The following is a 24,042-nucleotide window of genomic DNA, read 5'->3' on the forward strand; positions in this document are numbered from 1 at the left end:
TCCTGCCGACGTTCCATGGTCATCCGGCGGGGTGGTGGGACGGAAGGGCCGTGGGGGCAGCGGTCCGTGCCCGTACGGGCAGTTCGGAGGGCCCCCTTGAACACGGCGCCGGGAGTGGGAGGCCGGACCGGCGGCCTCTCACTCCCGGCACGGAAGGTTCAGGACAGGCGGTCGAGGATCCACTCGACGAGGACGCCTGAGACGTGGCTGTGCTCGGTGTTCTCGATGTCGAAGGCGACCTCGTGCAGGTGGAAGCGGTCGGGGGCCTGGGATTCGAGGTTCAGGTTCGGGTCGACGTCCCAGGTGATGGGGTCGTACTTGAGGGCCGAGGCGCTGACCGCCGGGACGAAGGCGCCGCTGCGGTACTCCTCGCTGATCTTCGCCTTGATCGCGTCCGCGACCTTGCCGAAGGAGTCCAGGGTGCCGCCGGGCACCCCGTCCAGCGCCCGGACCTCGCTGGTGGTGGAGCGGCGCAGCTCCAGGCCGACGTGCATGCCGCCGATGCGCTGCTCGGTGCCCCGGTCGGGCTGGAAGCGGGCGGTGGCGCTGGCGATCAGGGCCTGCCAGTCGAAGGCGACCTCGCCGGCGGGCAGCGGGCGGCCGATGCCGTGGCCGGTGCCGTTGGAGACACCGAGCAGGCGGGGGCGCTGCGGGAAGTCGCCGAGGTCGGCGAGCTCGCGCACGAACTCGGTGCGCAGTTCGCTGGCGGTGGCGACCTCGCCGGAGTACTTGGCGTCCGGCACCCACGCCCACAGCAGCTGCTGGGCGGCGGGGCTGCGGATCAGGTCGGCCTGGGAGGGCTGGCCGGGCTTGGCGGGGGCGAGCTTCTCGAAGAAGTACGCCATCTGCTGGAGGATCAGGGGGATCCAGGCGCCGTTGTGCGGGGAGTCCCAGGACAGGTAGGTGCCGGTCTCGTGGTCGATGCCCTCGTTCTCCAGCTTGGCGAGCGCGTAGCGGGTGACGATGCCGCCCATGCTGACGCCGCCGACGGTCAGGGGCGCGGAGCCGACCCGCTCGGCGCAGGCCTGCTGGATCGCGGTGATCGCGGCCCGGGCGTTGTGCTGGATGCGGGCGTGGCGCTCGTCGAAGCCGATCAGGACGATGTCGTGGCCGCGGGCGAGGAGCTGGTCGAAGAAGCCCGGACGGTCGTCCTCGTACGGGGTGTTGAAGTGGGCGAAGAGGGCGGGCAGGTCGCTCTTGCCGTAGTTGAAGCCGTCGGCGAACAGGAACGGCTTCTCCAGGTGGGTGCGGCCGTTGCCGTAGTAGACCGCTGCCTCGCCACCGGGCAGCGGCCAGGTCGTGTCGGGCACGCGGCTGCCGGGGGCGCCGATCTCGGTGGTGAACAGGACGTCGGAGGAGATGCCCGCCGCCAGCTCGGAGAGTTCGGCCGGTGTCGGTTCCGCCGCGCTGGTGCGCAGGGAGGTGGAGACGTCGATACGGGGTGCCGCAGTCATGACTTACCGCCTCGGTCGGGGTCGATTCGTGCCCGACCGTAGTGGTTCGACTACTTACCGCACCAGACGCGGACCGGTACTGGCCGCAAACGATCGGAGCGGACCCGTTCGGCGGCGGAAGTTGCCCGGGTGGTGGCGGCGCGGTCCCGCCGACCCCGTGGGAGGGCCAGCGGGGCCGTCAACCGCGGTCAGCGGGCGTCGAACTCGTCGGTGCCGACGGCGGTGAGGAAGGACTGCCGGGCGGTGGCGGAGAGGACGAGGGCGGGACCGCGGGGGTCCTCGGCCGTTCCACGGCCCTGTCGCTCGTGTTCGGTCCTGAACCCGTGGTATTTCCTCACGGGGGGCGAGGTCGGGGGCCGGACACCCACGGACGGAAGGCTGGCGCCATGCGGAAACTGGTCTACGGCATGAACCTGACCCTGGACGGCTACATCGCCGCGCCCGGCGACGACATCGGCTGGAGCGGACCGCCGAGCCCCGAGCTGTTCCAGTGGTGGCTCGACCAGGAGAAGGCGAGCGGCCTGTCGCTGTACGGGCGCAAGCTGTGGGAGACGATGAGCTCCTACTGGCCGACCGGCGACCGGCAGCCCGACGCCACCGCGGCGGAGATCGAGTTCGCGCGGACCTGGCGGGACACGCCGAAGGTGGTGTTCTCCTCGACGATCGACGAGGTCGACTGGAACGCCCGCCTGGTCACCGGCGACGCGATCGCCGAGATCACCCGGCTCAAGGCCGAGGACGGCGCCCCGATGAACATCGGCGGCGCAACGCTCGCCGGGGCGGCCATGCGTGCCGGGCTGATCGACGAGTACGTGATCGCCGCCCATCCGGTCCTGGTGGGCGGCGGCACGCCGTTCTTCACCGCGCTGGACAGCTGGGTGAACCTGAACCTGGTCGAGACGCGGACGTTCCCGGGCGGCGTGGTCCTGACCAGGTACGAGACGAGGCGCTGAGCCGCTTCCCGCCGTCCCACGACGTGGAGTTCACGCCCCGGTGGCGAGGAACCGGCGGGCGCCGCGGAGTCCGGTGCGGAGCCGTTCCTGGGTGCTACGGCTGTCGAGGCGGACGTCGAGTGCTCCGGGAAGGGCGCTCTCGGCCCGCCGGCCGGCGGGGAGCCGGGAGGCGTCGAGACCGTCACGCCGGGCGATGAGGGTGCCGAGTTCGTAGCGGCTCACGGCATCGGTCCCCGCCAGGTGGTGGACTCCGGACAGGTCGCTGGAGGCGAGTTCCAGCAGGGCCGCGGCCAGGTCGGCGACGTGTACGGGACAGCGGATGTCGTCGGTGAACAGGACACCGGTACGGGTGCCGGCCGCGAGGTCGTGCACCGCGCGCACGTGTTCCGACCGCCGGTCGCCGATGATCAGGGAGGTCCGGGCGACGACGGCGCCCGGGTTCACGAGGCGGACGCCGGTCTCTGCCGCGGCCTTCGCGGCACCGTAGGGGGTGAGCGGATCGGGGAGACAGGATTCGTCGTAGTGGATGCGAGTGCCGGAGAACACGGCGTCGCTGGATACGTGGACCAGGCGGGTGCCGTGCTTCGCCGCGGTCATCGCCAGGCGGACCGGCCCCTCGGCCGTGACCGCCCAATCTGGGCCGCCGCTCGTCGCGTTGACGACCACGCGAGGCTGCACCGTGGCCATCACCGCTTCGACGCGATCGAAGTCGCGCAGGTCGAGGGCGTGCCACGGGACCTCCGGAGTGGTGCCGGGCCGGGTGGCGAAGGTCGCGGCCGTCGCATGGCCCGCCGCTACCGCCTGGCGAACCAGCTCCGTGCCCAGGAATCCACTGCCGCCGACGATCAGGATGGTCATGGCGCGACACAGTAGAGGAGGTGCCACTCACACGCTGGTGAAACCGTTCGGTGTCCAGGCGCGTTGAGCCGGTCCCTGGATCTTGTGGTGAGCTGCCGGGTGCCGCCGCAGGGAAGTCGGGCGCGTGATGTTCCCGTCCTCGTCGAGGGCGGCCCGGCCTCCTCGAAGAGATCCGCACGGACCGCCCGACGACAGTGTCGAGGAACCGGCCACGGAGGGCTCAGCGGGTGAAGCGCCCGCCCAGGTAGCGGTACTCGGGGTCGTCGGCGGGCAGTTCGCCGAGCTCGGCGATCAGCTCCTCCGCGTACTTCTCGGCGTCGTCCTGCGGCTGGTAGCCGAGTGCCCGGGCGGTCGAAAGGTCCCACCAGGCGCGGGTGTTGGCGGAGATGCCGTAGACGACGGTGTGTCCGCTCACCGGACCGGTGAGGGCGGCGTGCACCAGGCGGGCGCAGTCGCCGGGGCTGAGCCAGGTGCCCAGGGCCCGGATGCTGCGCGGCCGGTCGGCGAAGGAGCCGATCCGCAGCGAGACGCTCTCCATCCCGTGCCGGTCGGCGTACAGCGAGGCCAGGTTCTCGCCGAAGCACTTGGACAGCCCGTAGAAGGTGTCGGGGCGCTGCGGGGTGTCCACCGGCACGATCGCACCGCCGGCGGGTCGCTCGGTGAAGCCCACCGCGTGGTTGCTGCTGGCGTAGACGATCCGGCGCACCCCCGCCGCCCGGGCGGCCTCGTACAGCCGGTGGGTGCCGTCGATGTTGGCGGCCAGGATGTCGGCGAACGGTGCCTCGCCCGGGAGCCCGGCCAGGTGCACCACCGCGTCCACGCCCTCCATCGCCTCCGCCAGGGCGCCGGCGTCCTGGAGGTCGGCGGTGAGCGCCTGCGGTTCGCCGGGCACCGGCAGGCGGTCGAAGCAGCGCAGCCGGTACCCGTAGGCGGGCAGCGACTCCCGCAGGCTGGAGCCGATCCGGCCGGCGGCGCCGGTGAGCAGGACGAGTCGCGGCTGGTTCACCATGTGCTGTGTCCCCCTGGGCTCTTCTCGCGGGCCCGGACCGGCCCCGCGGTCCAATGCGGTGAACGGCGACTGTACCTGACGGACGGTCGGAAGCAGGGGATGGCGGATTCCGGCCTCGGCCCGGCCCGACTTCGGCCCGTGGTGCCGGACGCCCGAGCGGCACGCCGCGCTCCGTCAGGGCACCAGGAGTTGGACGGCGACCCCGAGGCGTTCGAGGTAGGACTCCCGGGTCGCGGCCTGGTGCTTGAGGCCGGTCGATGCGCTGATCAGCGTCTGGGCGACGGCGGCGGCCTTCTCCCGCCCCGATCCGGCGGCGATCGCATCCGTGATCAGTTCCTCGAAACGCCGGGGGGCGGTTCGTGCGATCTCTCCGAGGAGGTCGGGGTTGTCCTCGATGACCGCGGCGACATCGCGTGCCAGCGGGCCGACGTAGCGGCCCGCCCAGTGGTCGAAGGCCTCGACCAGGCGCTCGGGAAGGGGGCGGCCGGCATCGGCCAGGGCGCGTTCGGCCGCGGCGATGTCGCGTTCCAGCGCCTGGGCCGCCGCGGCGCGGAACAGGTCCTGCTTCGAGGAGAAGAGGAAGTAGAGCCCGGGGCGGGAGATCCGCGCGGCCCGAGCCACCTCCTCCATCGAGGACTTGCGGTAGCCGAACCGGGCGAAGGTGGCCAGGGCGGAGTCCAGCACCGCGCTGCGGCGGTCGGTGTCGGTGGCCGGCGGCGACGGGGGGCCGGCCTCGGGGCTGCTCATGGGGCGAGCATAGGAGCGGGGCCACCAGCTATACAAATCTTGTCGACTGCGTATAGCTTCGCTGCATGACGGCTCGCGAACTCCTCTCCACGCCCTTCACCGCGTCCAGCACCGCACAGGAGGTGGTGCGCGGTGTCGACCTCACCGGCGTGCGCGCGATCGTGACGGGGGCGTCCTCCGGGATCGGCGTCGAGACGGCCCGCGCGCTGACCGCGGCCGGGGCCGAGGTGACGCTCGCGGTGCGCAACACGGCCGCGGGGGCTGCCGTCGCCGCGACGATCGAGGCCTCGACCGGAGGGATCCGCCCCCGGGTCGCCCGGGTGGACCTCGCCGACCGGGCCGCCGTCGCGGCGTTCGTCGATGCGTGGAGCGGCCCGCTCCACCTGCTGGTCAACAACGCGGGTGTGGTCACCGGCGGCCTCGAACGGACCCGCGAGGGATGGGAGTTGCAGTTCGCGACGAACCACCTGGGTCACCTCGCGCTCGCCGTCGGCCTGCACGACGCACTGGCCCTGGGCGCGGGCGAGCGTGACGGGGCGCGGATCGTCTCGGTCAGTTCGACGGCGCACATGCGTTCCGGCATCGACTTCGAGGACCTCCACTTCGAGCAGCGCGGTTACGACCCGCAGATCGCCTACGCCCAGTCGAAAACGGCGAACTCCCTGTTCGCCGTCGAGGCGACGCGTCGGTGGGCGGGCGAGGGCATCGTCGCCAACGCGGTCAACCCCGGCGGCGTCGCGACGGGCCTGCAGCGCAACTTCACCGCGCAGCAGAGGCGCTCGCTCGACGCGGCCGAGGCCGCCGGAGTGTTCACCTACAAGACGCTCCAACAGGGGGCCGCCACCACCCTGGTCGCGGCCGTGGCCCCGCAGTTCGCCCACTCCGGAGGCCACTACCTCGACGACACGCAGGAGGCCTACACCGTGCCCAACGACGCCGACCTCGCGCAACACCCGCACGGCGTCAAGGAGTGGGCACTCGATCCCGCCGCCGCCGAGCGCCTGTGGGAGGTCTCGACCGGTCTGCTGCGCGCCTGACCGTCCACGGGCGCACGACACCCCGTCCGTGAGACACGGGCCGGCCCCTCGCCCGGCCGAGGGCAGCACCAAGGGCACGCAGCTGGATCCACCAGGCCCGCCCGTCCTCGGGGTCGGTCGTGCGGCGCCGGGGATCGTCTACTGCCCCGAGAGCATGTTGACGCGCAGGTCCATGCCGATGAGGCGGGGAGAGGTCCGCGCCTCCGCACTGGTCGAGCGGGTTGTCGACGGGCAGGCCGAGGAGGTTGCCGGTCACCGACCCCGGGCCCGCGGTGGTGGCCCCGGCGGCGTGGGCGCCGGCGCCGTGGTTGGCGCAGTCGGTGCCGAAGGCGGGGGAGAGGAGGTCCCCGGCGCCTCCGGCGGAGGCGGGAGCGGCGGCCAGGACACCGCCGGTGGTGGTGGCGGCGAGGGCGAGGGCGGTCAGCGCCCGGCGAGGGGTCATTGGCTGCCAACGAGTGGGGAGGCGCTTGGACACGCGTCTCCCGGCGGGTGGTTGGTGTACGAGGGGATGCCACGGCCCGCCGGGGATCAGTACAGGGCATCGCCCATCGGCGAGCCGTCGCCCGTGACGAAGGCGCGGATGGAGGCGAGGTACTCGGTGCGGCTGACGCGCCCGTCGCCGTCGGTGTCCAGGGCGTCGAACGCCGCGTCGGCGTTGTCCGCCCGGTTGTTCAGGGCTCGGCGCAGCGCCGTGAACTGGGAGCGGTCCAGGGCGCCGTCCTGGTCGGCGTCGGCGAGGTCGAACAGGGCGCCCAGCGCGTAGCGGCAGACGTTGTCGAACTTGTCGGCGTCCACCCAGGCGACGTACTCCTCGTAGGTCATCACGCCGTCGCCGTTGGCGTCCATCGCGGCCCAGGCCCGCTCTCCGGTGGCCTGCGCGGCGATCACCAGGGGGTCGTCGTGGGTGCGGCCGGTGGCCTGCCGGGCCCGTTCGATGCGCACGAAGTAGTCGTGCCGGGAGGCGATGCCGTCCCCGTCGGTGTCGAGCATCGCGTAGACGCGGCCCTTCGGGGTGGCGGTGAGGGCATCGGCCGGGGCCGGCCGGGGTGCGGCCTGGGGCTGTGGCATGTCGGGTCTTCCTTCGTGAGCGGGGGCGGGCAGTCGGGCCGGTCAGTGGGTCAGGCGCAGCACGAGGGTGGAGTCGAGGGTGGTCTCGCCGGCCGGGGTGCCACAGCCGGCGCCGGAACTGGTGCCGACCGCGGTGAGGGCGTCGCCCGCGAAGCGGGCGCTGTCTGCGGTGACGGCGCCGGTGACGACGAGTGAGGCGGTGCCGTTGACCTTCACGACGTCGGTGTGCGTGAACTGGAGGGTGGAGGTGGTCAGGTCGGCCCAGTGGACGGTGGTGGTGGAGGTGTCGCCGTGTTCGTCGCCGGTGCACTCGGTGGCCGGCATGGTGACGGTGCGCTCGAACGTGCCGGTGGCCGAGGGCGCGCCGGAGGCGTCCACGCACGAGAGGGTGCCGGTCATGGCCAGGGTGTCGGGCACCGGCAGGTTGGTGGCGCCGGCACCGACCGCGTTGGCGAAGACGCCGTGGGCGTTCAGGACGCAGGTGGCGTCGGTGACGGGCGCGACGGGCACCGGGCGGGCCGGGGCGGCGGCGCCGGTGAGCAGGGGGAGTGCGGCCAGCAGCGAGGCGGCGGCGGCCGACCAGGTGCGGCGGACGGAGATCTTCATGTGGTGTGCTCCGGGCGAGAGTTGGGAGGATCGGTTTCGGGCGGGTGCTCAGGAGAATTCGGGCGGGTGCTCAGGAGAAGACGTAGGCCGCGGACGTGCCCAGCCCCCGGGGCTTTTCGACGGCCGCGGCGCCGGCCCGCTCGAAGCGGCCGGTCAGTTGGTGCCACCGGTAGGAGCCCGCCAGCGACTCGGTGAAGCGCACCGCCGGGGGCGGGGACGGCCGCCGGGGCGTGGGCGAGGGTGTCGACCCGGGCGGTGAGCAGGCCGTCGACCAGCGCGGTGGCCTCGCGCCGGTTCAGGCGGAACGCCTGGCGGGCGACCTCCACGCCGTTGTTGCCCACCGTGCCCTCCTCGACCTCCCGGTCGTAGGACACGATGTCGTTGTGCAGGCTGACGGCGTCCACGAACGCGTCGACGGCGGTGCGCAACTCCCGGTCGCGCAGCACGTCCGCGGGCAGCTCGCCCGCCGCGTGCTCCATGAGGACGGCGGTGAACTGCAGGCCGCCGAAGTCGCGGCGGGCGCCGAGGTATTCGATCAGGTCGGTGACGGCGTGCTCGACGTGGTCGAGCTCCCACAGCACCCCGTCCAGGAAGCGCCGCACGCTGGCGGTGAACCGTGCGCGCCACCGCGGGCTCATGGTGGCGGCCGTGCCGGTCCACAGGTCGGCGAAGGCCCGTTCGACGGGGTTGCGGGGTGTGAGCGGCCTGGGTAAGCCGTCCAGTGGCAGGAAGCGCATCAGCCGATCCACCTGGGCGGCGGCCGACGCGTGGTCGTGGTCGCGGCGGTGGAGCGGCAGGAAGAGGTCGTCGACGAACCACAGGGCGAGGTGCCAGTCGGTCACCAGCTCCAGCTCGCGGGCGTCGGCGTCGGGGTGGGTCAGGGCGATGAACAGGGGGAAGTCGGCGCGGGTGAACTTCTCCTCGCTCCAGCGCTGCGGCCACTGCACGTACTCCTCGTCGAACATGCCCATCCGGCGGGCCCACCGCGCGGCGTGGGCCCGGGCCCGGTCGAGGTGGGGGTTGAGGCGGGGCTCGAACGGCATGTGGAAGGATGGCGGTGAAAGGGATCCCATGACCGGGTCGCTTCCCTCCCCGGGCCCCGCCGATACGGAAGTTCACCCGTACGGGAAGCTCAGGGATTCTCGATGACGAACCAGTCCGCGGAGGGCGTGGTGCCGCCGGGCTGGGCGCCGAGGGATCCGGCCAGGGTCTCGGTCAGGTAGAGGTCGTTGTCGTTGAGGTCTGATCCCGACCGCACCCGGCTGCGGCCGGCGCCCGTGATGCTCCACGCGGACTCGGTGGCGCGGCACTGCCCGTAGCGCACGCTCCAGTTGTCGCCGATGGCCACGCAGCCCACGGCGTCCTTGTCCGGGTCGAACGCCGCGAGGTTGACCCAGGCGCCCTCCGGCCGCAGCTCCCACCGCTGTTCGGGCACCGCCCCGCACGGCTCCAGCCGCACCTGCTCGGTGCCGAAGGTGTGGTGCAGGCAGGTGCTGGTACGGGCGTTGCGCAGCGAGTAGGTGGAAGCCGGGCCGGCGGCCGCGTGGATGGCCGCGTGTGCGGTGGCGCTCGCGGTGGCGCTCGTGGTGGCCGGCAGGAGGAGCAGGACGGCGAGGGCGGGCGTCGTCGCCACGCGCCGGGAACGAACGGGCATGGGGTGGCTCTCCGTTGATGCTGCGCGTAATCCGTTTGTGCAACGCTCAACGATCGACGCGCAGTCAGGAAACGAACCACCACCCGCCCCGGCCCGCAGCGGTGCACGCCGAGGCGAACTGCCGGGGCCCGGTGATCGCCCAGGTGGAACCCGGCCAGTCCGCCAGGACCTTCGGGGCCAGCTACTTCGTGCTGTGAGCGGCCGGGCATTCCCGCCCAGCCGCGCGGCTCCTGCTTCTGCCGACGGCTAAGCCCGGCCCTCGCCGGGTTCGGCTGCCACTACCGTCGGAACCCATGGACACCGTCACCACCCGCACCGTCGAATACCCCGCCGACGGCCTCACCATGGTCGGACACCTCGCCCTGCCCGCCGGCACCGGCCGCCGACCCGCCGTCCTGATCGGACCCGAGGGCACCGGCCTGAACGACTTCCAGCGCCGCCGGGCCGACGCCCTCGCCGAACTCGGCTACACGGCCCTGGCCTTCGACCTCCACGGCGGACGCTGGTTCACCGACCCCCAGGACATGCTGGAACGCTGCCTGCCCCTGCTCGCCGACCCCGACCGGCTGCGCGGCATCGGCCACGCCGCGCTCGACGTGCTGCGGGCCCAGCCGCGCACCGACCCCGGGCGCATCGCCGCCATCGGCTACGGCACCGGCGGCGCCGTCGTCCTCGAACTCGGGCGCGACGGTGCCGACCTGAAGGCGATCGGCACCGTCAACGCCCTGACCACCGGCCGGCCCGGCGAAGCCGCGAACATCCGCTGCCCGGTGTGGGCGGGGGTCGGATCCGAGGACCCGATCATGCCCGCCGCCCAGCGGGACGCCTTCGCCGCCGAGATGCAGGCCGCCGGCGTCGACTGGCGCCTGACCATCTACGGCGGTGCCCGGCACGCCTTCCATCACCCGCCCGTCGATCAGGCCGTGGTGCCCGGCGTCGCCCACCACCCGCGGCACGCCGAGCGCGCCTGGCGCGACGTCCTCGCCCTGCTCGCCGAATGCCTGCCGGTGACGGCCGGTTGACGGCCGCGGGTCCCGACGGGGCGCGGGCCGTTCTGGCACACTCGACCGCATGTCCGAACCCGAACGGCTCCCCGGCACGGCGCCGGGCGACGACACTCATCCGCTGCACGAGTACGCGCAGCTCTACCCCGAGGTGGCGCGGGCCGGTTCGGTGCGCGACGCCCTCCAGGCGGCGGCCGACCGCGCGGGCCACGAGCTCACGGTCGAGCTGACGTCCTCACCGGGCTGGCGCCACGTGGCCGCGAAGGCGGAAACCGGCGCCCGCCTGGCGACCGTCAGCATGCTGCGAGCCCGCGAACGCACATTCGCGCTCAACTGCTGGACCAACGGGATCCACATGGCCAGCGGCTCGGCCCAGGGCCTCGCCGAGATCGCCGGCGCGATGCACGCCTGGGTACGGGCGGGTGCCGGGGTGCGCGAACTCACCGAGCGGTGGCCCTTCCTTCGGACCTGGGAGCTGGCCGAGGCGCACGAGCGCGGCGAGGCCGTCCCGGCCCGGTGGCGGATGATGCTTCGCGGCCCCGCCCGCCGGCAGGACTCCGACTTCCGGGACCTCGTCGAAGCCGCCCACGCCGAGCCACGCCTGCGGGCCCTGTCGCCCGGGCGGTCGATGTGGTGGTTCACCCTCAGCCGCCGTGCCGAGCCGCCGATCTGCCACGACCTGCCGAGGACCAGACCGCTGGGCGAGGGCCGCTACGAGGTGACCTTGGCCGACCGCCGGGTGCGGGAGGTGGACGGCGCGGCGGCCGCCGTCGCGGTGATCCTGGCCGCCCTGCCCGACGACGCCGTCCCGGCGGCCCCCGAATGTGCGACATTCCGCGAGGTCTCCTGAGGGCTCCGCGTCGATCGACAACTCGAAGAGGCCATGGTCCATTTCCCCGACCGCTCCACCTTGCCGAGGTCTTCGGGCTCGACGAGAGGACCGCCATGCGTTACGCGGACCCGGCGCGGCACCTCCTGGAAACCGGTGCCGAATCGTGGAGCGTCATGGCAGCATCGACGGATGATCAACGCTGAGGACCTGGTCGGCAGGCGCCTTCTGAAGGTGACGACGTCCTGGCACCACTACCTGGAGTGATCAAGGGCAGTGACAGCGCCCCGCGCGCTCCCCGGCAGGCCGTGCGCGACGGCCTCGAAGCCTTCTGCGCCTCCAAGTCGGCCCACACCCTGAAGGCCGCCGGTCCGCTCGCCCGCACCAGGCACCCGGACAACCCGCACGACCCGCACGACCCGCACGCCATGCAGCTCACGCTCACCAGGCCGGGACACGAGGTGCTGGACCGGCTGCTGGCACCGCTCGGCGGCCAGGCGGGCCCGCGCGCAGGGGAGTGCGCCCGCGAGCCGGCCGTCCTGCTCGGGGACGACGACGGGGCCAGCCGGCCTGCGCCGGCTCGTACAGCGAGGCCATCAGCGCGTACTGGGCGTGAGCCGGGCCGGACGGCGCGACCGCCCGGTCGACGGCCACCCGCCACCTCATGGACAGGCGGCGGACCGGGAACCCGGCTGTGGCGTCCTCCGCTGCTGAACTCGTGGGGCGATGCCGTCCACGGCTGCGTTCCCGGCGTGGCCTCAGCGGACTTGACCTCAAGGGGGCTTGAGCTCCTAGCGTCAAGAGCGTGATCTTCACTGACAAGGAACGCCAGTACCTCGCCGGTCAGCTGCTGGCCCGGCTGGCCACCATCGGACCCGACGGCGGGCCGCAGGTGCGTCCGGTGGGTTTTCGGCTCAACGACGACGGCACCATCGACATCGGCGGGCCTGCGATGGCCCGTAGCCAGAAGTACCGCAACGCCCAGGCCCGTCCGGACGTCTGCGTGCTGGTGGACGACATGGCCCCGGCCGATGACCCGGTCGCGGCCGGGTGGGGGCGTGGGGTGGAGGTCAGGGGCCGGGCCGAGGTGCTGAGCGTCGACGTCCCGCCGGTGGCGCCCGGGCGCTTCAGTAACGACATCATCCGCGTTCACCCCCGACGGGTGATCACCTGGAACCTGGAAGCGCTGGGCAGCGCTGCCCGCACCGTGGGGTGAGCACGGGCGGCGCAGCGGGCCTCAGGCGCGGGTGCAGGTGTGGGTGGTGCGGCTGCTGCCGGCGGTGTGGACGATGGTCAGCGTGGTGCCGTCGTAGGTGACCGCGAGGTTCTCGCTCTTGCTGTCGGCAGAGCCGGGCGGCTGCCAGGGCAGGGTGAGCCGGACGCTGCCGCCCACCGTGGCGGGGACGTTGAGGGCCTCGGGGGCGCGTTCGTGGGTCATCTTCTCGGGGCCGTCGACGATGTTCAGCGACAGGTGGCCGCCGCGCAGCAGGAAGTTGCCGTTCCAGGTGGCGGCCTTGTCACCCGGGCCGTCCCAGGCGATCGTCCAGCCGCCGTTGCCGCCGCCGTCGGTCTGGACGGTGACCTTGCCGGTCATGGCCTCGCCGCGGGAGGTGGTGGAGCGCAGGTTCCAACTGCCGCGCGCGAAGGCGTCGAAGGCACGGTCGGCGACGGTGGGCTTCGCGGTGTCGCCGGGCGGCGCGGTGGCGGTGGCCGTGGTCGTGGCGGTGGCCGTGGCCGTGGCGGAAGCGGAAGCGGAAGCGGTGGCGGCCGTGGCGGTGCCGGCCGGGGGAGCGGCCTGGTCGTTCCCCCCGCCGGCACCGCTGCTGCCTGAGCAGGCGGCGACCAGCGCCGACCCGGCGCCGATCGCCAGGTAGCGGAGGGCGTTGCGGCGCCCTATGACCCGTGCCGTGGCATTGAGGTGACGGATGCTCATACTGGACTCCTGGTTCGACGTGCAGTTGATCAAGACGGGGAGTCTAGGGCCTGTCTTCTTGAGGTTTTCACGCGTCCAGGTGGTTTGCCGTCTCGTGGCGCATCTTCAGGGCCTCTGCAGCGTTGCCCGGTTGCCCGGCCGATCTGCGGTCCGGCCCGCATGTCGCCGCAGGAGGCTGTCGACCGGAGTCAGTCGCGGGGCGCGGCGATCACCAGGTGAAGGAGTCACCATGGAAACCTTGAAATCTGGCGTCCATCGCATCGTCAGCTGGCCCGGCGCCGAAGGCCCGAGGCGCGGGTCCTCACGAGCACCGAACAGGATCTGACCGTTACGGCTCCGGGGGCTGCGCCGGAACGAGAGCAAGAGTGGTCGGTGGAGGTCCGCGAAGATGGCACCATCATCGCCATTCAGATTCCAGCCCGCCTCTTCCCGTCTTGTTCCCTGAGTTACAAGGAGCCGGAGGCAGGCGAGAGGGTGATCCTGGGGCCGCTGAGTGACTTCCCCACCCGTGAGTGGAGGATCGAGCCAGCTCCGCAGCAGCCGGCACCCTACTTCATCCGTGTTCCCGACAGGGAGCTGCAGTTGGTGATGTCGCCGAAGCCGATCTTTCCGCCTCAGCTCGCGCTGGCGTCTCCCAACTCCGACCTCCGGAATGCCTGGGCGCTCCTGCCCGTCAAGAAGGACCAGCTGTACTGAACACGGAGGTTGGTGACGGGGTTCACGGGCGGGTGATCTCGAAATGAGTGAGGGCCTTCTGGCCCGGCGTGGATCGCGACATCTGCACCGGCAACCAGAAAGGCCCTCAGGCCACACGGTAACGCACCGCTGACCGAGACCGGACGCCTGCGTCTGGCCCGCTGCGTGGTCGGGGACGGCTGGCCGCTGCGTCGAGCTGCCGAGGGCTTCCCGGTCTCGCCCACCACGGCCAAGCGCTGGGTGCACCGCTGCCGCGCGCTCGGCGAGGCCGGCATGAACGACCGGTCCAGCCGGCCCCACCACAGCCCGCGCCGCACCCCGGCCCGCACCGGGCGCCGGATCATCAAGCTCCGCGTAATTCGCCGCTGGGGCCCGGCCCGCGAGCGGCTGAGGGGCTGAGGGGCTGACCAAGGAGCGGGGCGCGAGGGATCACCTCGCGCCCCGCTCGCGTGTCAGGACTCCGCGAGCTCGCGGATGCCGTCCAGGGTGGCCTTCATGGCCTCCTCCAGCATGGCGAGCCGCATGTCCACGATCTCCTCCTCACGGTCGGGGTGCGACGCTATGAGATCGTGCAGGTACGAGGAGCCTGGTCCGAGGGCGAACGACTGGCGCAGCCGGGTGCCGTTTTCGGCGGGCTCCAGGTCGAACCGCCAGAGGGCCACGGGCCGGCTGAAGTCGCCATCGCGCCCCCGGACCTCCCAGCCGAACGCCTGGTCCGGCCGGCAGTCCGAGATTCGCGAGACGGTCTCCCAACTCCCCAGCTGCTCGGCCCGGTTGCGTCCTACGAAGGTCGCGCCGACCTCCGGCCCGGTGGCGCCGTCCAGCCACTCCGCCTCGTACAGCTCGCCGCCGAACCTGGTCGGCGTGGTGATGTTGCTGACCAGGGCCCACACCCGCGTCGGCGGAGCGGCCACCTGCACGTCCACCTCGACCTTCGGATTATCCGCCAACCGCACCATCTCGTCCTCCCCAGAGTGCTGTTCTGTTCGTTGGGACCAAAGTAGCGGTGCGGGGCCAGTGTTGCTACTGATGCGTACTCAGTACGTGCGGACCGTAGCGGCCTCGGCGAGGGCCGGCAGCATCTCACGGGCCGACCCGTCGGCCAGCGAAGCGGCGTCGAGGGCCGCGTGGGCGGCGCTCAGGAGTTCGGTGATCCGCCGTTCGACCAGGTCGGCCGCGCCGCTGCGCTCGACCGGGGTGCGCAGGGCCAGGATCTCGTCGGCGGTCAGATCGGGCGCGTCCAGGCGGTCGTCCAGGTAACGGGCTTCGGCGGGGGACAGACCGCCCAGGGTGTGGGCGATCAGCAGGGTGCGGTTGCCCTCGCGGAGGTCGTCGCCGGTCGGTCTGCCGGTGACGGCCGGGTCACCGAACAGGCCGAGCAGGTCATCGCGCAGTGGGAAGGCCTCGCCGAGTGGCAGGCCGTTACACCGAGTTCGCCTCGATCAGGTCGGGAGTCGCGCCGGCCGGCAAGGCGCCGTCTGGAGCGGGCGTTCGATGGTGTACCTCAACGGATCTGTGGCGCAGGATCGTTTCGGCGTGATCGATCGCCCCGGCGTCCGTCGAGTTGCCCGCGACGGGCTTCAGCACGTCCAGGTACTGGCCGAGGGCCCGCGCCCGCCCTGCGGCACGCGGGCCGCAGGGCGGGAAAGGGCTTCGTGTGGCTACCGCGTCCGGGGTTTCCGGGGCGTGCGCAGGCCGTGGTGGGAGACCGGGCCGAGGTGGCCGAGTTTGTCCGGGTTGGCGACGGCGTGGATCTCGCGCACGGTGCCGTTCTCGGTGAAGTCGAGGGCGAGGACGTTGAGGACGCGCCCCTCGGCGTCGTAGGCCACAACGCCCGGGCGGCCGTTGACGCGGGCGGGTACCAGGCGGGCGCCGAGTTCGGTGATCCGGTGGACGGCCTTGGCGATGAGCTTGGCGACCGGAAGGGAGGTGGTGACCGGGCGGCCGATCGCGCGGGCCTTGCCGCCGCCGTCGCCGTGCAGGACCACGTCGGGGGCGAGCATGCGCAGCAGTTCGTCCAGGTCCCCGCCGGCGGCGGCCTCGAAGAAGCGGCGGGCCAGTTCGTCGCCCTGCGCGCGCTGGGCCGGGGGCGGGGTCGGGGCCTCGGTGGCACAGGCCGCAAGGTGTTTCCTGGCCCGGGTGAGGATCTGACGGCAGTTCGCCTCCGACTTTCCGGTCAGCTGCGCGATTTCCGGGTAGCCGTAGCCGAAGGCCTCGCGCAGCAGGAACACCGCGCGTTCCACGGGGGAGAGGGCCTCCAGCATCACCAGAAACGCCATTGACAGGCAGTCGGCGAGTTCGGCGTGCTCGGCGGGGGCGTCGCCGGGGCGCTCGGCGAAGGCGACGACGGGTTCGGGCAGCCACTCGCCGGCGTAGGTCTCGCGCCGCGCCCGTGCCGAGCTGAGGTGGTTGATGCCCAGGCGGGTGACCGAGGTGGTCAGGTACGCCTTGAGGTTGGTGACGGTGGTGCCCGCCTGCTGGGCGCGGGTCAGGTTGAGGAAGGTGTCCTGGACGAGGTCCTCGGCGTCGCCGACCGACCCCGTCATGCCGTAGGCGATGGAGAACAGCAGCGGCCGGTACCCGGCCGCCTCCGCCGCGTTGCTCACGTCCGCCGCGTTGGCCACGTCCGCCGATCCCGTCATGCAGCCCCGTCCCTTCCGGCGCCACCGCGGCGGGTGGCGCGCGTCACACCGGCGCACCTGTCACGAGCGGCCGGGCTGCCCTGTCTCAGAGGGCACCAGCGGACAAGGTACCGAGGAGAACACGATGCAAGCCCGCCGGAACCCCTGCGCCGCCCCGGTCAACGGCTGCGGCTACTGCGTCGGCGTGCACGTCGAGGACGCCGGGCACGCCGGTGAGGAGGCGAGCGGGCTGGACCTGGTGGCGGCCTGGCGCGGGGCCACCGTCTTCCCCGACGCCGGGCGGGCGGCCCTCGCCCTGACCGAGGAGGGCTCCCGCCTCGCGGACGCGACGAGCGGGGTGAGCGACGCGACGTGGGGAACTCCGGCGAAGTACTACGACGAGGAGCAACTCGCCGCCCTGGTGGGCCTGATCGCGGTGATCAAAGCCTTCAGCCGGGGCAACGTCCTCACCCGCCGGCCCGTCGGAGGCTACCGGGCGGGACAGCACGCCGTCCTTCGAGCCCCGCCTTTCGAGCCCCGTCTGTCGAGCCCTGCTCTTCGAGCTCCAATCCTGTGAACTCGCCCTGACCCCAAGGAGAAACGCCGTGAACATTGCATTGTGGATCGTCACCGCCCTGCTGGCTGCCGCCTACCTGCTCGGCGGTGCCTTCAAGGTGCTCGTGCCCAGGGAGAGGATCGCCGCCGCCGGGCGCAGCGGTCGCTGGGTGGAGGATTTCGGCGCCGGCGGGGTGAAGGCGATCGGCGCGGTGGAGGTGCTGGCCGCCGTCGCTCTCGTGCTGCCCGCCGTACTCGGTATCGCGCGGGTGCTCGTGCCGCTGGCCGCGCTGGGGCTGGTGCTGCTGATGGCCGGCGCGGCTGTGGTGCGCATCCGGCGCCGGGAGTACGGCCTGGTGGCGGTCGACGCGCTCTACATCGTGCTGGCTGCGTTCGTGCTCTGGGGGCGCCTGGGCCCGGAGTCCTACCTCCACTGACCGCGCGGGGCCGCCACCACCGGCGCCCCGACGCGTCGACGCCCGCTGGGTGGAGGGCTGTTGCCGCCCGGGGGCCGCACGGGGCAAGACGGCGGGGTCGGGGACGGGGCGGGGGCCGCACGGGGCAAGACGGCGGGGTCGGGGACGGGGCGTCGGCCAGAGTAGGGCTGTTGCTGGTTTGGGGGGTGGTGCCGTCCGAGCTTCGGGGGTCGGCGCAGTGGATCGTGGAGGTTTTGTCCAGGTCTGGTGTGCGCGAGGACAGTTGCTCGGTGTCGGCTTGTGCTCGGCAGGGGCGAGTGTTGCGGCTGCCGCGTGACGGTGGTGTGGCTGCGGTGGCGGCGCGTGGTGCGGTCTGCGGGGGTTTGAGTATCTGTTGTGGCCTGCTCGGCGGCCTGACCTGTGGCTTTGGTCGGTCTGGCGGGCAAGGTCCTTTTGGCGGTCTTTTCCGGTGGGGCCGGGGTGGTGGTGGAGGGCGGTGACGACCGGTCGTGCGGCCTGCTGTGCGGATCGCCGTGTGGCTCGTCGTTCGGCTCGCTGTCCGGATCCCTGTCCGGCCCGCCGTGCGGATCCTTGTGCGGATCGTTGCCGGGGCCGTTCTCGCCGCCATGGGGGGTGCTGTTGTGGGGTTGGGGTGGTGTGGGTCACTCGTTCGGTTGAGTGGGGGTGGGGGTGTCGGGTGGGGTTGGGGTGGTGTGGTTGGGGGGTTGTGGGTGGGGTTGGGGTGGCGTGGGAGGGGGTGAAGCCATCCGGACGGCCCTGGTACGGGTAGCAGGGCGGGCGTGGGGCGTGCAGGTTGGTTCCGTGAGCCGGGCTTCTGTGAGCGGGCTCTGGCCGGGGTGGGGTCGGGGTTGGTGGTGGTTGTGAATCGTTCGAGTGTCACCGAAATGACTTTCGAATGTTGTGGTGGTGGATGTGTACGGCATCGATGATGAGAATTTTCTTTGACTGTACCTTCGCTGCATCTGGTCGGTGTCTGGTGGCGTCATGGTGTGTGGGCGCGTCCGCCAGGTGGTCTCGGTGTTGGCCGGGTCACTGACCGTGGTGAGTGATGTTTGCGCGCCCCCCTTTTGTTGACGGAGTCGAGGAAATTTACCCCTATGGACGCACGCCATGACATGGCCGGCCCAGGCATGCTGCACCGCCCTGATCCGGGGCTGGCCGCGTTGTGGCCGGTGGCCCGGCCCGCGGCGGCTCGTAGTCTGCTCGATGTCATCGCCGCTACGGCGCAGGCGTTTCCGCAGGCCCTGGCGTTGGATACCGGTGAGGTGGTGTTGGATTACCGCTCGCTGATGGGTGAGGTCGATGCGCTTGCCGCGGTGTTGGCCGCGCATGGTGTCGGTCGGGGTGACCGGGTGGGGGTACGGATCGCGTCGGGGACGGCGGATCTGTATGTCGCGGTGTTGGCGGTGTTGCGTTGTGGTGCGGCGTATGTGCCGGTGGATGCGGATGATCCGGACGAACGTGCCGAGATGATCTGGGGTGACGCCGGGGTGTGTGCGGTGGTGGGGGCCGGGGGCCGGCTGGTGGGGGTTTCGGGGGTTCGGCCTTCGGGTGGTGCGGCCTGGCCGGGGCCGGATGACGACGCGTGGGTCATCTTCACCTCCGGTACCACGGGGCGTCCCAAGGGTGTGGCGGTCACGCATCGCAGTGCCGCGGCGTTCGTGGATGCGGAGGCGCGTCTTTTCCTGCGTCAGCACCCGCTGGGCCCGGGTGACCGGGTTCTGGCGGGTCTGTCGGTGGCGTTCGACGCTTCGGTGGAGGAGATGTGGCTGGCCTGGCGTCATGGTGCCTGTCTGGTGCCCGCTCCCCGTTCGCTGGTCAAGGCGGGTAGTGATCTGGGGCCCTGGCTGGTCGAGCGGGGTATCACGGTGATTTCCACGGTTCCGACGCTGCTGGCTCTGTGGCCGCTGGAATGCCTGGAGCGGGTGCGTCTGATCATCGTGGGGGGTGAGGCCTGCCCGGCTGAGCTGGTGGAGCGTCTGGCCGTTGCCGGGCGTGAGTTCTGGAACACCTACGGGCCCACGGAGACGACGGTGGTGGCCACCGCCGCGCGGATGCTGCCCGGTGAGCCCGTGCGGATCGGCGCGCCGTTGGACGGCTGGGAGATCGCCGTGGTCGACCAGGGCGGTAACCCGGTGCCCTGGTACGAGAGCGGTGAGCTGCTGATCAGTGGTGTCGGTACCGCCCGCTACCTCGATCCGGTCAAGGACGCCGAGAAGTTCAGTGCCCATCCGGCTCTGGCTTCGCCGCGTGTCTACCGCAGTGGTGACCTGGTCCGTAACGACCCGGAGGGGCTGATCTTCCTCGGCCGCGCGGACGATCAGGTCAAGCTCGGCGGGCGGCGTATCGAGCTGGGGGAGATCGACGCGGCGCTGCAGGCGCTGGCGGGGGTGCGGGCCGCGGCCGCGGCCGTGCGCAAGGCCCCGGCCGGTGCCGATCTGCTGGTCGGTTACCTGGTGGCCGAGTCCGGGCCCGGCCCGGATCTGGCCGCCGCCCGCCGCCAGCTGCTCGAACGCCTGCCCCAGCCGCTGGTGCCGCTGCTGGTCCTGGTGGAGTCGCTGCCCACCAAGACCTCCGGCAAGGTCGACCGTGCTGCCCTGCCCTGGCCCCTGGCCACCACCGGCACCGGCACCGCCGGGCAGGGCACGGCCGGGCAGGGTGCTGTGGGGCAGGGCGCGGGCGGGCAGGGTGCGGGCGGGCAGGGTGTGGCGGGGGTTGTGGGGGGTACCGCCGGCTGGCTGGCCGGTCACTGGGAACGCCTGCTCGGCACGGCCCCGGGTCCCGGTGACGATTTCTTCGCTCTGGGCGGTTCCAGTCTCACCGCGGCCCGGCTGGTCTCCGACCTGCGTATCCGCCACGGCGGTGTCTCCGTGGCCGATCTCTACGCCTACCCGGTCCTGGGCGACCTCGCCCGCTACCTCGACTCCCTCACCCCCACCCCCCAGACCGCGGCGGGTGCCGCGGCAGGTGCCGCAGCAGGTGCGGGGGCGGGGGCGGGGGCGGGTGCGGGGGCGGGTGCGGGTGCCGCCGGGGCGCACGCGGCGGCGGGGGCCCGCTCTGCGCGGCCGGTGCGTCCCACTCCGCGCAGTGCCGCCCTGTGGCAGAGCCTGATGCTGCTGGCGCTGTTCGCCCTGACCGGTCTGCGCTGGGTGATCGCCCTGATCGCCGTCGACAACCTCCTCGCCGCTCACCTGCCCTGGGCTCCCCACAGCTCCTGGTGGCCCGTGGCCGCCGGCGCCGTCCTCTTCTACAGCGCTCCCGGCCGTACCCTGCTCGCCGCCGCCGGAGCCCGCCTGATCACCGCCGGTATCCGCCCGGGCAGCCACCCCCGCGGCGGCCACGTCCACCTGCGGCTGTGGGCCGCGGAACGCTACACCGCCCTGTTCGCCACCGCTTCCCTGTCCGGCACCCCGTGGGCCCCGCGCTACGCCCGTATGCTCGGCTGCCGCATCGGGCGCGGTGTCCAGCTGCACACCGCGCCTCCGGTCACCGGGCTGGCCCGCATCGGTAGCGGCGCCTGCCTCGAACCCGAGGTCGACATCGCCGGCTGGTGGCTGGACGGCGACACCCTCCACCTCGGCCGTATCGAGGTCGGCGAAGGCGCCCGCGTCGGCCACCGCGCCACCTTGATGCCCGGCGCCCGCGTCGGCGCCCGAGCCGAGATCGCCCCCGGCAGCTGCGTGAGCGCCACCGTCCCGCCCGGCGAACACTGGCACGGCTCCCCGGCCCGCCCCAGCACCCAGACCCCCACCCCCTGGCCCACCGGCCCCGCCCGCGCCCACCGCATCTGGAACGCCGCCTACGCCCCGGGCCTGCTCCTGTTCGGCCTCCTGCCCCTGCTGTCCGCCCTGCCCGCCCTGTTCATCGCCTACCCGATGGTCGCCACCCAGCACACCCTGGGCGCCGCCCTGCTCCAACTCCTGCCCCTGACCGTGCCGCTCGCCGCGCTCACCGTCATCTGCCACGCCACCCTCATAGCCCTGCTGATCCGCCTGCTCTCCCTGCCGCTGCGCCCCGGCTTCCACCCGGCCACCGGAGGTGTCGCGTTCTGCGCCTGGGCCGTGTGCGGCCTCAGTGACAGCGCCCGGCGCACCCTGTTCCCCCTGTACGCCAGCCTCTTCACCCCGGTGTGGCTGCGTCTGCTCGGCGCGCGGATCGGGCGCCGGGTGGAGGCCTCCACCGTGCTGGCCCTGCCCGGTCTGATGCGGGTCGACGACGGCGCCTTCCTCGCCGACGACACCCTCCTCGCCCCCTACGAGCTGCGCGGCGGCTGGCTGCACCTGGGCCGCGCCCACGTGGGGCGGCGTTCCTTCGTCGGCAACTCCGGCATCGTGGGCCCCGGCCGCTCGCTGCCCGACAACTGCCTGGTCGGTGTGCTCTGCGACGCCCCCGCCCACGCCCCCCAGGGCTCCTCCTGGCTGGGCCGGCCCGCCTTCGCCCTGCCCCGGGTGGCCGAGGGCGGCGGCGAGGCCCGCACCTACGACCCGCCCAGGCGCCTGGTGTGGGCGCGTGCCGGCGTGGAGGTCTGCCGGCTCCTGCCGGTGATCATCGCCGCCCTGCTCGCCGACCTGGTCTTCGCCGCCCTGCAGGCCGTGCGCAACGACTACGGGCTGGGCGCGGCCCTCGGCGCCGCCGGCCCGGTCCTGGTCGCCGCGGCGATCGCCGCCTGCACCATCGCCACCGGCGCCAAGTGGCTGCTGGTCGGCCGCTTCCGCGTCGCCGAGTACCCGCTGTGGTCGTCCTTCGTGTGGCGCAACGAGCTCTACGACACCTTCGTCGAGGAACTCGCCATGCCCTTCGGCGGCGGCGCCATGACCGGCACCCCCTACCTGAACCTGTGGCTGCGCAGCCTCGGCGCCAGGATCGGGCGCGGCGTGTGGTGCGAGACCCACTGGCTGCCCGAGAGCGACCTGGTCACCGTCGAGGCGGGCGCCAGCGTCAACCGCGGCACCGTGCTGCAGACCCACCTGTTCCACGACCGGGTGATGCGCCTGGGCCCCGTCCACCTGGGCGCCGGCTCCACCACCGGCCCGCACTCCATCGTGCTGCTCAACTCCTCCCTCGGCGCGAACACCACGGTCGGCCCCGCGTCCCTGGTCATGCGCGGCGAGAACGTCCCCGGCGACACCCGCTGGCTCGGCAATCCCGTCGCCGCCTGGAACGCCGACCCCACCCCGCCCCCCGGCCGCCGCGCCGCCCGCGCCGCCCGGCGCCGCAGCGCCGTGCCATAAGCCCCCCGGGCAGCCCCGGAAGGGGGGTGGTGCGGTCACGGTCCCCACCGTGACCGCACCACCCCCCCTTTGTTTCCCGGCTGTGCCGCCCCCCCTTTGGCACGACACCCCGCCCGAGCGACCACCGGCGAAGACCCCCCGGGGACGCCCCCCGCGCCGGCAGCCGCGGGGGAACACGGCCCGGGCAGGGCGCGGCCCCGGGCCGCCGACGGCGCGACCGGCAACAGGCGGCCGCGGCCCGGGTGCGCTGTGACCGCCAGCGACGGTCAGCGAGGGTTGGCGCGGGTTGGCGATGGGTGCCCGTTGCTGTCGATGACAGTCCGCCTTGGTTGAATCAGCGGATGAGTGAGACCTCTGTCGACCTGGGAGTCGTCACCGCGCCGTCCGGTGTGCTGGTCCTGGGCATGGCCGGCTGGATCGATCACTGGTCCGAGCTCGGCGACCCGTTGTCCGTGCGGGCACTGGCCGCCGTGAAGCACGGTGGTGGCCATCTGCACGAGCCCGAAGAGGGCCCGAGCCGGGATTGGTCCTGCGAGGCGGTCGCGGTGCCGGCCGCAGCCGACCGGCCGCTGAAGGTGCGCGCCGAAACCGGGGAAACGTACGACGGACCGGTCCTCACGGTCCTGGAGGTCGACCTCGGCCTGCCCTGGCCGGGCCACCATGACGGAGAGCCGATCCGACTCGGTGACCTGCCGATCGACCAGTGCGGCATGGTCCTCGGGGACGCCCGCGCCCTCGACTCGTTCGTCGGGCCACCGGGCGAGTCGATCGACGGGCTCGCCGACGTCACCTACTGGGGAAAGCACGAGGACGACGCCCACGCCCGCTTCGGCGGCGAACGGACACCCCGGTACGAGGCCCAGGGCCCCTACGGGCGCCTCGACCTGCCCGTGCACGAGGCCCAGGAGTTCGCCGGCCGGCTCCAGAGCTGGTTGGCGCACGGGCCCCGAACCGGCTTGGTGGTCTCCGTGGACGCGCACACCCACTTTCACCTCCTCGACCGGGCCGGCCGCACTCACCCCCTGCTCGCCGGACAGATCGAGATCGACGGATGCCAGGTCCTGGGCCTGGGCTGGGATCCCGGCGACCACTCCGTGCGCCACCACGGCGAACGGGCCTGGAACCAGGTCTACGCGCTCACTCTGGAGCAGCGCGGCAACACCACCGTGCTGCGTTGGACGATCCCCGCAGAGGAAGAACCTGAGTAGGGGGCGCCTTCGGCGCCGCTGACAATACGGGCTTCGTTCCCCCTGGACCGGCCAGGCCGGCCCCGCTGCCGCTCTGCCTGTAGCGGGCTACAACGGGCGGCCCGCAACTGGGGCCGTTGCCCCGGATCGACCCGCAGCAGGC

23 protein-coding genes and 1 pseudogene are annotated in these 24,042 nt (G+C 72.6%); 11 read left to right on the forward strand and 13 right to left on the reverse strand.

Annotated features, from left to right (window positions below; genetic code table 11):
- Window positions 1-158: 158 nt before the first annotated feature.
- Both ACIRVF_RS36795 and ACIRVF_RS36800 read right to left on the reverse strand, forming a co-directional pair.
- Window positions 159-1,454, reverse strand: a complete 1,296-nt coding sequence (locus tag ACIRVF_RS36795) for a hypothetical protein (protein WP_402828139.1) — start codon at window positions 1,452-1,454, stop codon at window positions 159-161.
- Between the two features lie 188 nt (window positions 1,455-1,642).
- The gene (locus ACIRVF_RS36800) at window positions 1,643-1,792 is read right to left on the reverse strand and encodes a hypothetical protein (protein ID WP_402828142.1); all 150 of its coding nucleotides are present in this window, start codon (window positions 1,790-1,792) and stop codon (window positions 1,643-1,645) included.
- Between the two features lie 48 nt (window positions 1,793-1,840).
- Between ACIRVF_RS36800 and ACIRVF_RS36805 the strand changes: the two genes are divergently transcribed.
- The gene (locus ACIRVF_RS36805) at window positions 1,841-2,407 is read left to right on the forward strand and encodes a dihydrofolate reductase family protein (protein WP_402828145.1); all 567 of its coding nucleotides are present in this window, start codon (window positions 1,841-1,843) and stop codon (window positions 2,405-2,407) included.
- 30 nt (window positions 2,408-2,437) lie between these two features.
- On the opposite strand, the gene ACIRVF_RS36810 is transcribed toward ACIRVF_RS36805, so the two are convergent.
- From ACIRVF_RS36810 to ACIRVF_RS36820, 3 genes are all read right to left on the reverse strand, one after another.
- Window positions 2,438-3,265 (reverse strand): SDR family oxidoreductase, encoded by an 828-nt coding sequence (locus tag ACIRVF_RS36810; RefSeq protein WP_402828148.1) that lies wholly within the window; start codon window positions 3,263-3,265, stop codon window positions 2,438-2,440.
- A 220-nt stretch (window positions 3,266-3,485) separates the two neighbouring features.
- The gene (locus ACIRVF_RS36815; protein WP_402828324.1) at window positions 3,486-4,271 is read right to left on the reverse strand and encodes an NAD-dependent epimerase/dehydratase family protein; all 786 of its coding nucleotides are present in this window, start codon (window positions 4,269-4,271) and stop codon (window positions 3,486-3,488) included.
- A 177-nt stretch (window positions 4,272-4,448) separates the two neighbouring features.
- A complete protein-coding gene (locus ACIRVF_RS36820) occupies window positions 4,449-5,021 on the reverse strand; it encodes a TetR/AcrR family transcriptional regulator (RefSeq protein ID WP_402828151.1) in 573 nt (190 codons plus the stop codon).
- A 65-nt stretch (window positions 5,022-5,086) separates the two neighbouring features.
- Between ACIRVF_RS36820 and ACIRVF_RS36825 the strand changes: the two genes are divergently transcribed.
- Window positions 5,087-6,058: an SDR family NAD(P)-dependent oxidoreductase gene (locus ACIRVF_RS36825; protein ID WP_402828154.1), complete on the forward strand. Its 972-nt coding sequence runs from the start codon at window positions 5,087-5,089 to the stop codon at window positions 6,056-6,058.
- 528 nt (window positions 6,059-6,586) lie between these two features.
- Here ACIRVF_RS36825 and ACIRVF_RS36830 read toward each other — a convergent pair.
- From ACIRVF_RS36830 to ACIRVF_RS36845, 4 genes are all read right to left on the reverse strand, one after another.
- Entirely contained in the window at window positions 6,587-7,126 is a 540-nt protein-coding gene (locus tag ACIRVF_RS36830) for an EF-hand domain-containing protein (RefSeq protein WP_402828157.1), read from the reverse strand.
- A 42-nt stretch (window positions 7,127-7,168) separates the two neighbouring features.
- Window positions 7,169-7,732: a hypothetical protein gene (locus ACIRVF_RS36835; protein ID WP_402828160.1), complete on the reverse strand. Its 564-nt coding sequence runs from the start codon at window positions 7,730-7,732 to the stop codon at window positions 7,169-7,171.
- On the reverse strand, window positions 7,729-8,775 hold the full coding sequence (locus ACIRVF_RS36840; protein ID WP_402828162.1) for a terpene synthase: 1,047 nt from the start codon (window positions 8,773-8,775) through the stop codon (window positions 7,729-7,731). Before ACIRVF_RS36840 ends, ACIRVF_RS36835 begins: the two co-directional genes overlap by 4 nt.
- 89 nt (window positions 8,776-8,864) lie before the next feature.
- Window positions 8,865-9,386, reverse strand: a complete 522-nt coding sequence (locus ACIRVF_RS36845) for a hypothetical protein (protein ID WP_402828165.1) — start codon at window positions 9,384-9,386, stop codon at window positions 8,865-8,867.
- A 293-nt stretch (window positions 9,387-9,679) separates the two neighbouring features.
- On the opposite strand from ACIRVF_RS36845, the gene ACIRVF_RS36850 reads away from it, so the two are divergent.
- The 3 genes from ACIRVF_RS36850 (at window position 9,680) to ACIRVF_RS36860 (ending at window position 12,435) form a co-directional block, all read left to right on the forward strand.
- Window positions 9,680-10,408 carry a dienelactone hydrolase family protein gene (locus ACIRVF_RS36850; RefSeq protein WP_402828168.1) on the forward strand — a complete coding sequence of 243 codons (729 nt, stop codon included), beginning with the start codon at window positions 9,680-9,682 and terminating at the stop codon, window positions 10,406-10,408.
- Between the two features lie 49 nt (window positions 10,409-10,457).
- On the forward strand, window positions 10,458-11,240 hold the full coding sequence (locus ACIRVF_RS36855; protein WP_402828170.1) for a DUF6193 family natural product biosynthesis protein: 783 nt from the start codon (window positions 10,458-10,460) through the stop codon (window positions 11,238-11,240).
- A gap of 784 nt (window positions 11,241-12,024) precedes the next feature.
- Window positions 12,025-12,435: a PPOX class F420-dependent oxidoreductase gene (locus ACIRVF_RS36860; RefSeq protein ID WP_402828173.1), complete on the forward strand. Its 411-nt coding sequence runs from the start codon at window positions 12,025-12,027 to the stop codon at window positions 12,433-12,435.
- Window positions 12,436-12,456: 21 nt separating this feature from the next.
- On the opposite strand, the gene ACIRVF_RS36865 is transcribed toward ACIRVF_RS36860, so the two are convergent.
- Complete coding sequence (locus tag ACIRVF_RS36865; protein WP_402828175.1) at window positions 12,457-13,152, reverse strand: hypothetical protein; 696 nt, start codon at window positions 13,150-13,152, stop codon at window positions 12,457-12,459.
- A gap of 372 nt (window positions 13,153-13,524) precedes the next feature.
- Between ACIRVF_RS36865 and ACIRVF_RS36870 the strand changes: the two genes are divergently transcribed.
- Window positions 13,525-13,848 (forward strand): hypothetical protein, encoded by a 324-nt coding sequence (locus ACIRVF_RS36870; RefSeq protein WP_402828177.1) that lies wholly within the window; start codon window positions 13,525-13,527, stop codon window positions 13,846-13,848.
- A gap of 72 nt (window positions 13,849-13,920) precedes the next feature.
- Window positions 13,921-14,229: pseudogene (locus ACIRVF_RS36875) on the forward strand (leucine zipper domain-containing protein); the annotation flags it as partial.
- Window positions 14,230-14,300: 71 nt separating this feature from the next.
- On the opposite strand, the gene ACIRVF_RS36880 reads toward ACIRVF_RS36875, so the two are convergent.
- The 3 genes from ACIRVF_RS36880 to sigJ form a co-directional block, all read right to left on the reverse strand.
- Entirely contained in the window at window positions 14,301-14,798 is a 498-nt protein-coding gene (locus ACIRVF_RS36880) for an SRPBCC family protein (protein ID WP_402828180.1), read from the reverse strand.
- An 87-nt stretch (window positions 14,799-14,885) separates the two neighbouring features.
- On the reverse strand, window positions 14,886-15,266 hold the full coding sequence (locus ACIRVF_RS36885; protein ID WP_402828327.1) for a polyprenyl synthetase family protein: 381 nt from the start codon (window positions 15,264-15,266) through the stop codon (window positions 14,886-14,888).
- A 243-nt stretch (window positions 15,267-15,509) separates the two neighbouring features.
- Entirely contained in the window at window positions 15,510-16,490 is a 981-nt protein-coding gene (gene sigJ / locus ACIRVF_RS36890; RefSeq protein ID WP_402828182.1) for an RNA polymerase sigma factor SigJ, read from the reverse strand.
- 124 nt (window positions 16,491-16,614) lie between these two features.
- On the opposite strand from sigJ, the gene ACIRVF_RS36895 reads away from it, so the two are divergent.
- The 4 genes from ACIRVF_RS36895 to ACIRVF_RS36910 all read left to right on the forward strand — a co-directional run bounded on the left by ACIRVF_RS36895 (window position 16,615) and on the right by ACIRVF_RS36910 (window position 23,900).
- Window positions 16,615-17,046, forward strand: a complete 432-nt coding sequence (locus ACIRVF_RS36895) for a carboxymuconolactone decarboxylase family protein (protein ID WP_402828185.1) — start codon at window positions 16,615-16,617, stop codon at window positions 17,044-17,046.
- 28 nt (window positions 17,047-17,074) lie between these two features.
- Complete coding sequence (locus tag ACIRVF_RS36900; protein ID WP_402828188.1) at window positions 17,075-17,461, forward strand: DoxX family protein; 387 nt, start codon at window positions 17,075-17,077, stop codon at window positions 17,459-17,461.
- Between the two features lie 1,115 nt (window positions 17,462-18,576).
- Window positions 18,577-22,692 carry a Pls/PosA family non-ribosomal peptide synthetase gene (locus tag ACIRVF_RS36905; RefSeq protein WP_402828330.1) on the forward strand — a complete coding sequence of 1,372 codons (4,116 nt, stop codon included), beginning with the start codon at window positions 18,577-18,579 and terminating at the stop codon, window positions 22,690-22,692.
- Between the two features lie 341 nt (window positions 22,693-23,033).
- Window positions 23,034-23,900 (forward strand): hypothetical protein, encoded by an 867-nt coding sequence (locus tag ACIRVF_RS36910; protein ID WP_402828191.1) that lies wholly within the window; start codon window positions 23,034-23,036, stop codon window positions 23,898-23,900.
- Window positions 23,901-24,042 lie beyond the last annotated feature (142 nt).

The sequence above is a fragment of the Kitasatospora sp. NPDC101157 genome (genome assembly GCF_044768255.1).
In the GTDB taxonomy this organism is placed as follows: Bacteria; Actinomycetota; Actinomycetes; order Streptomycetales; family Streptomycetaceae; genus Kitasatospora.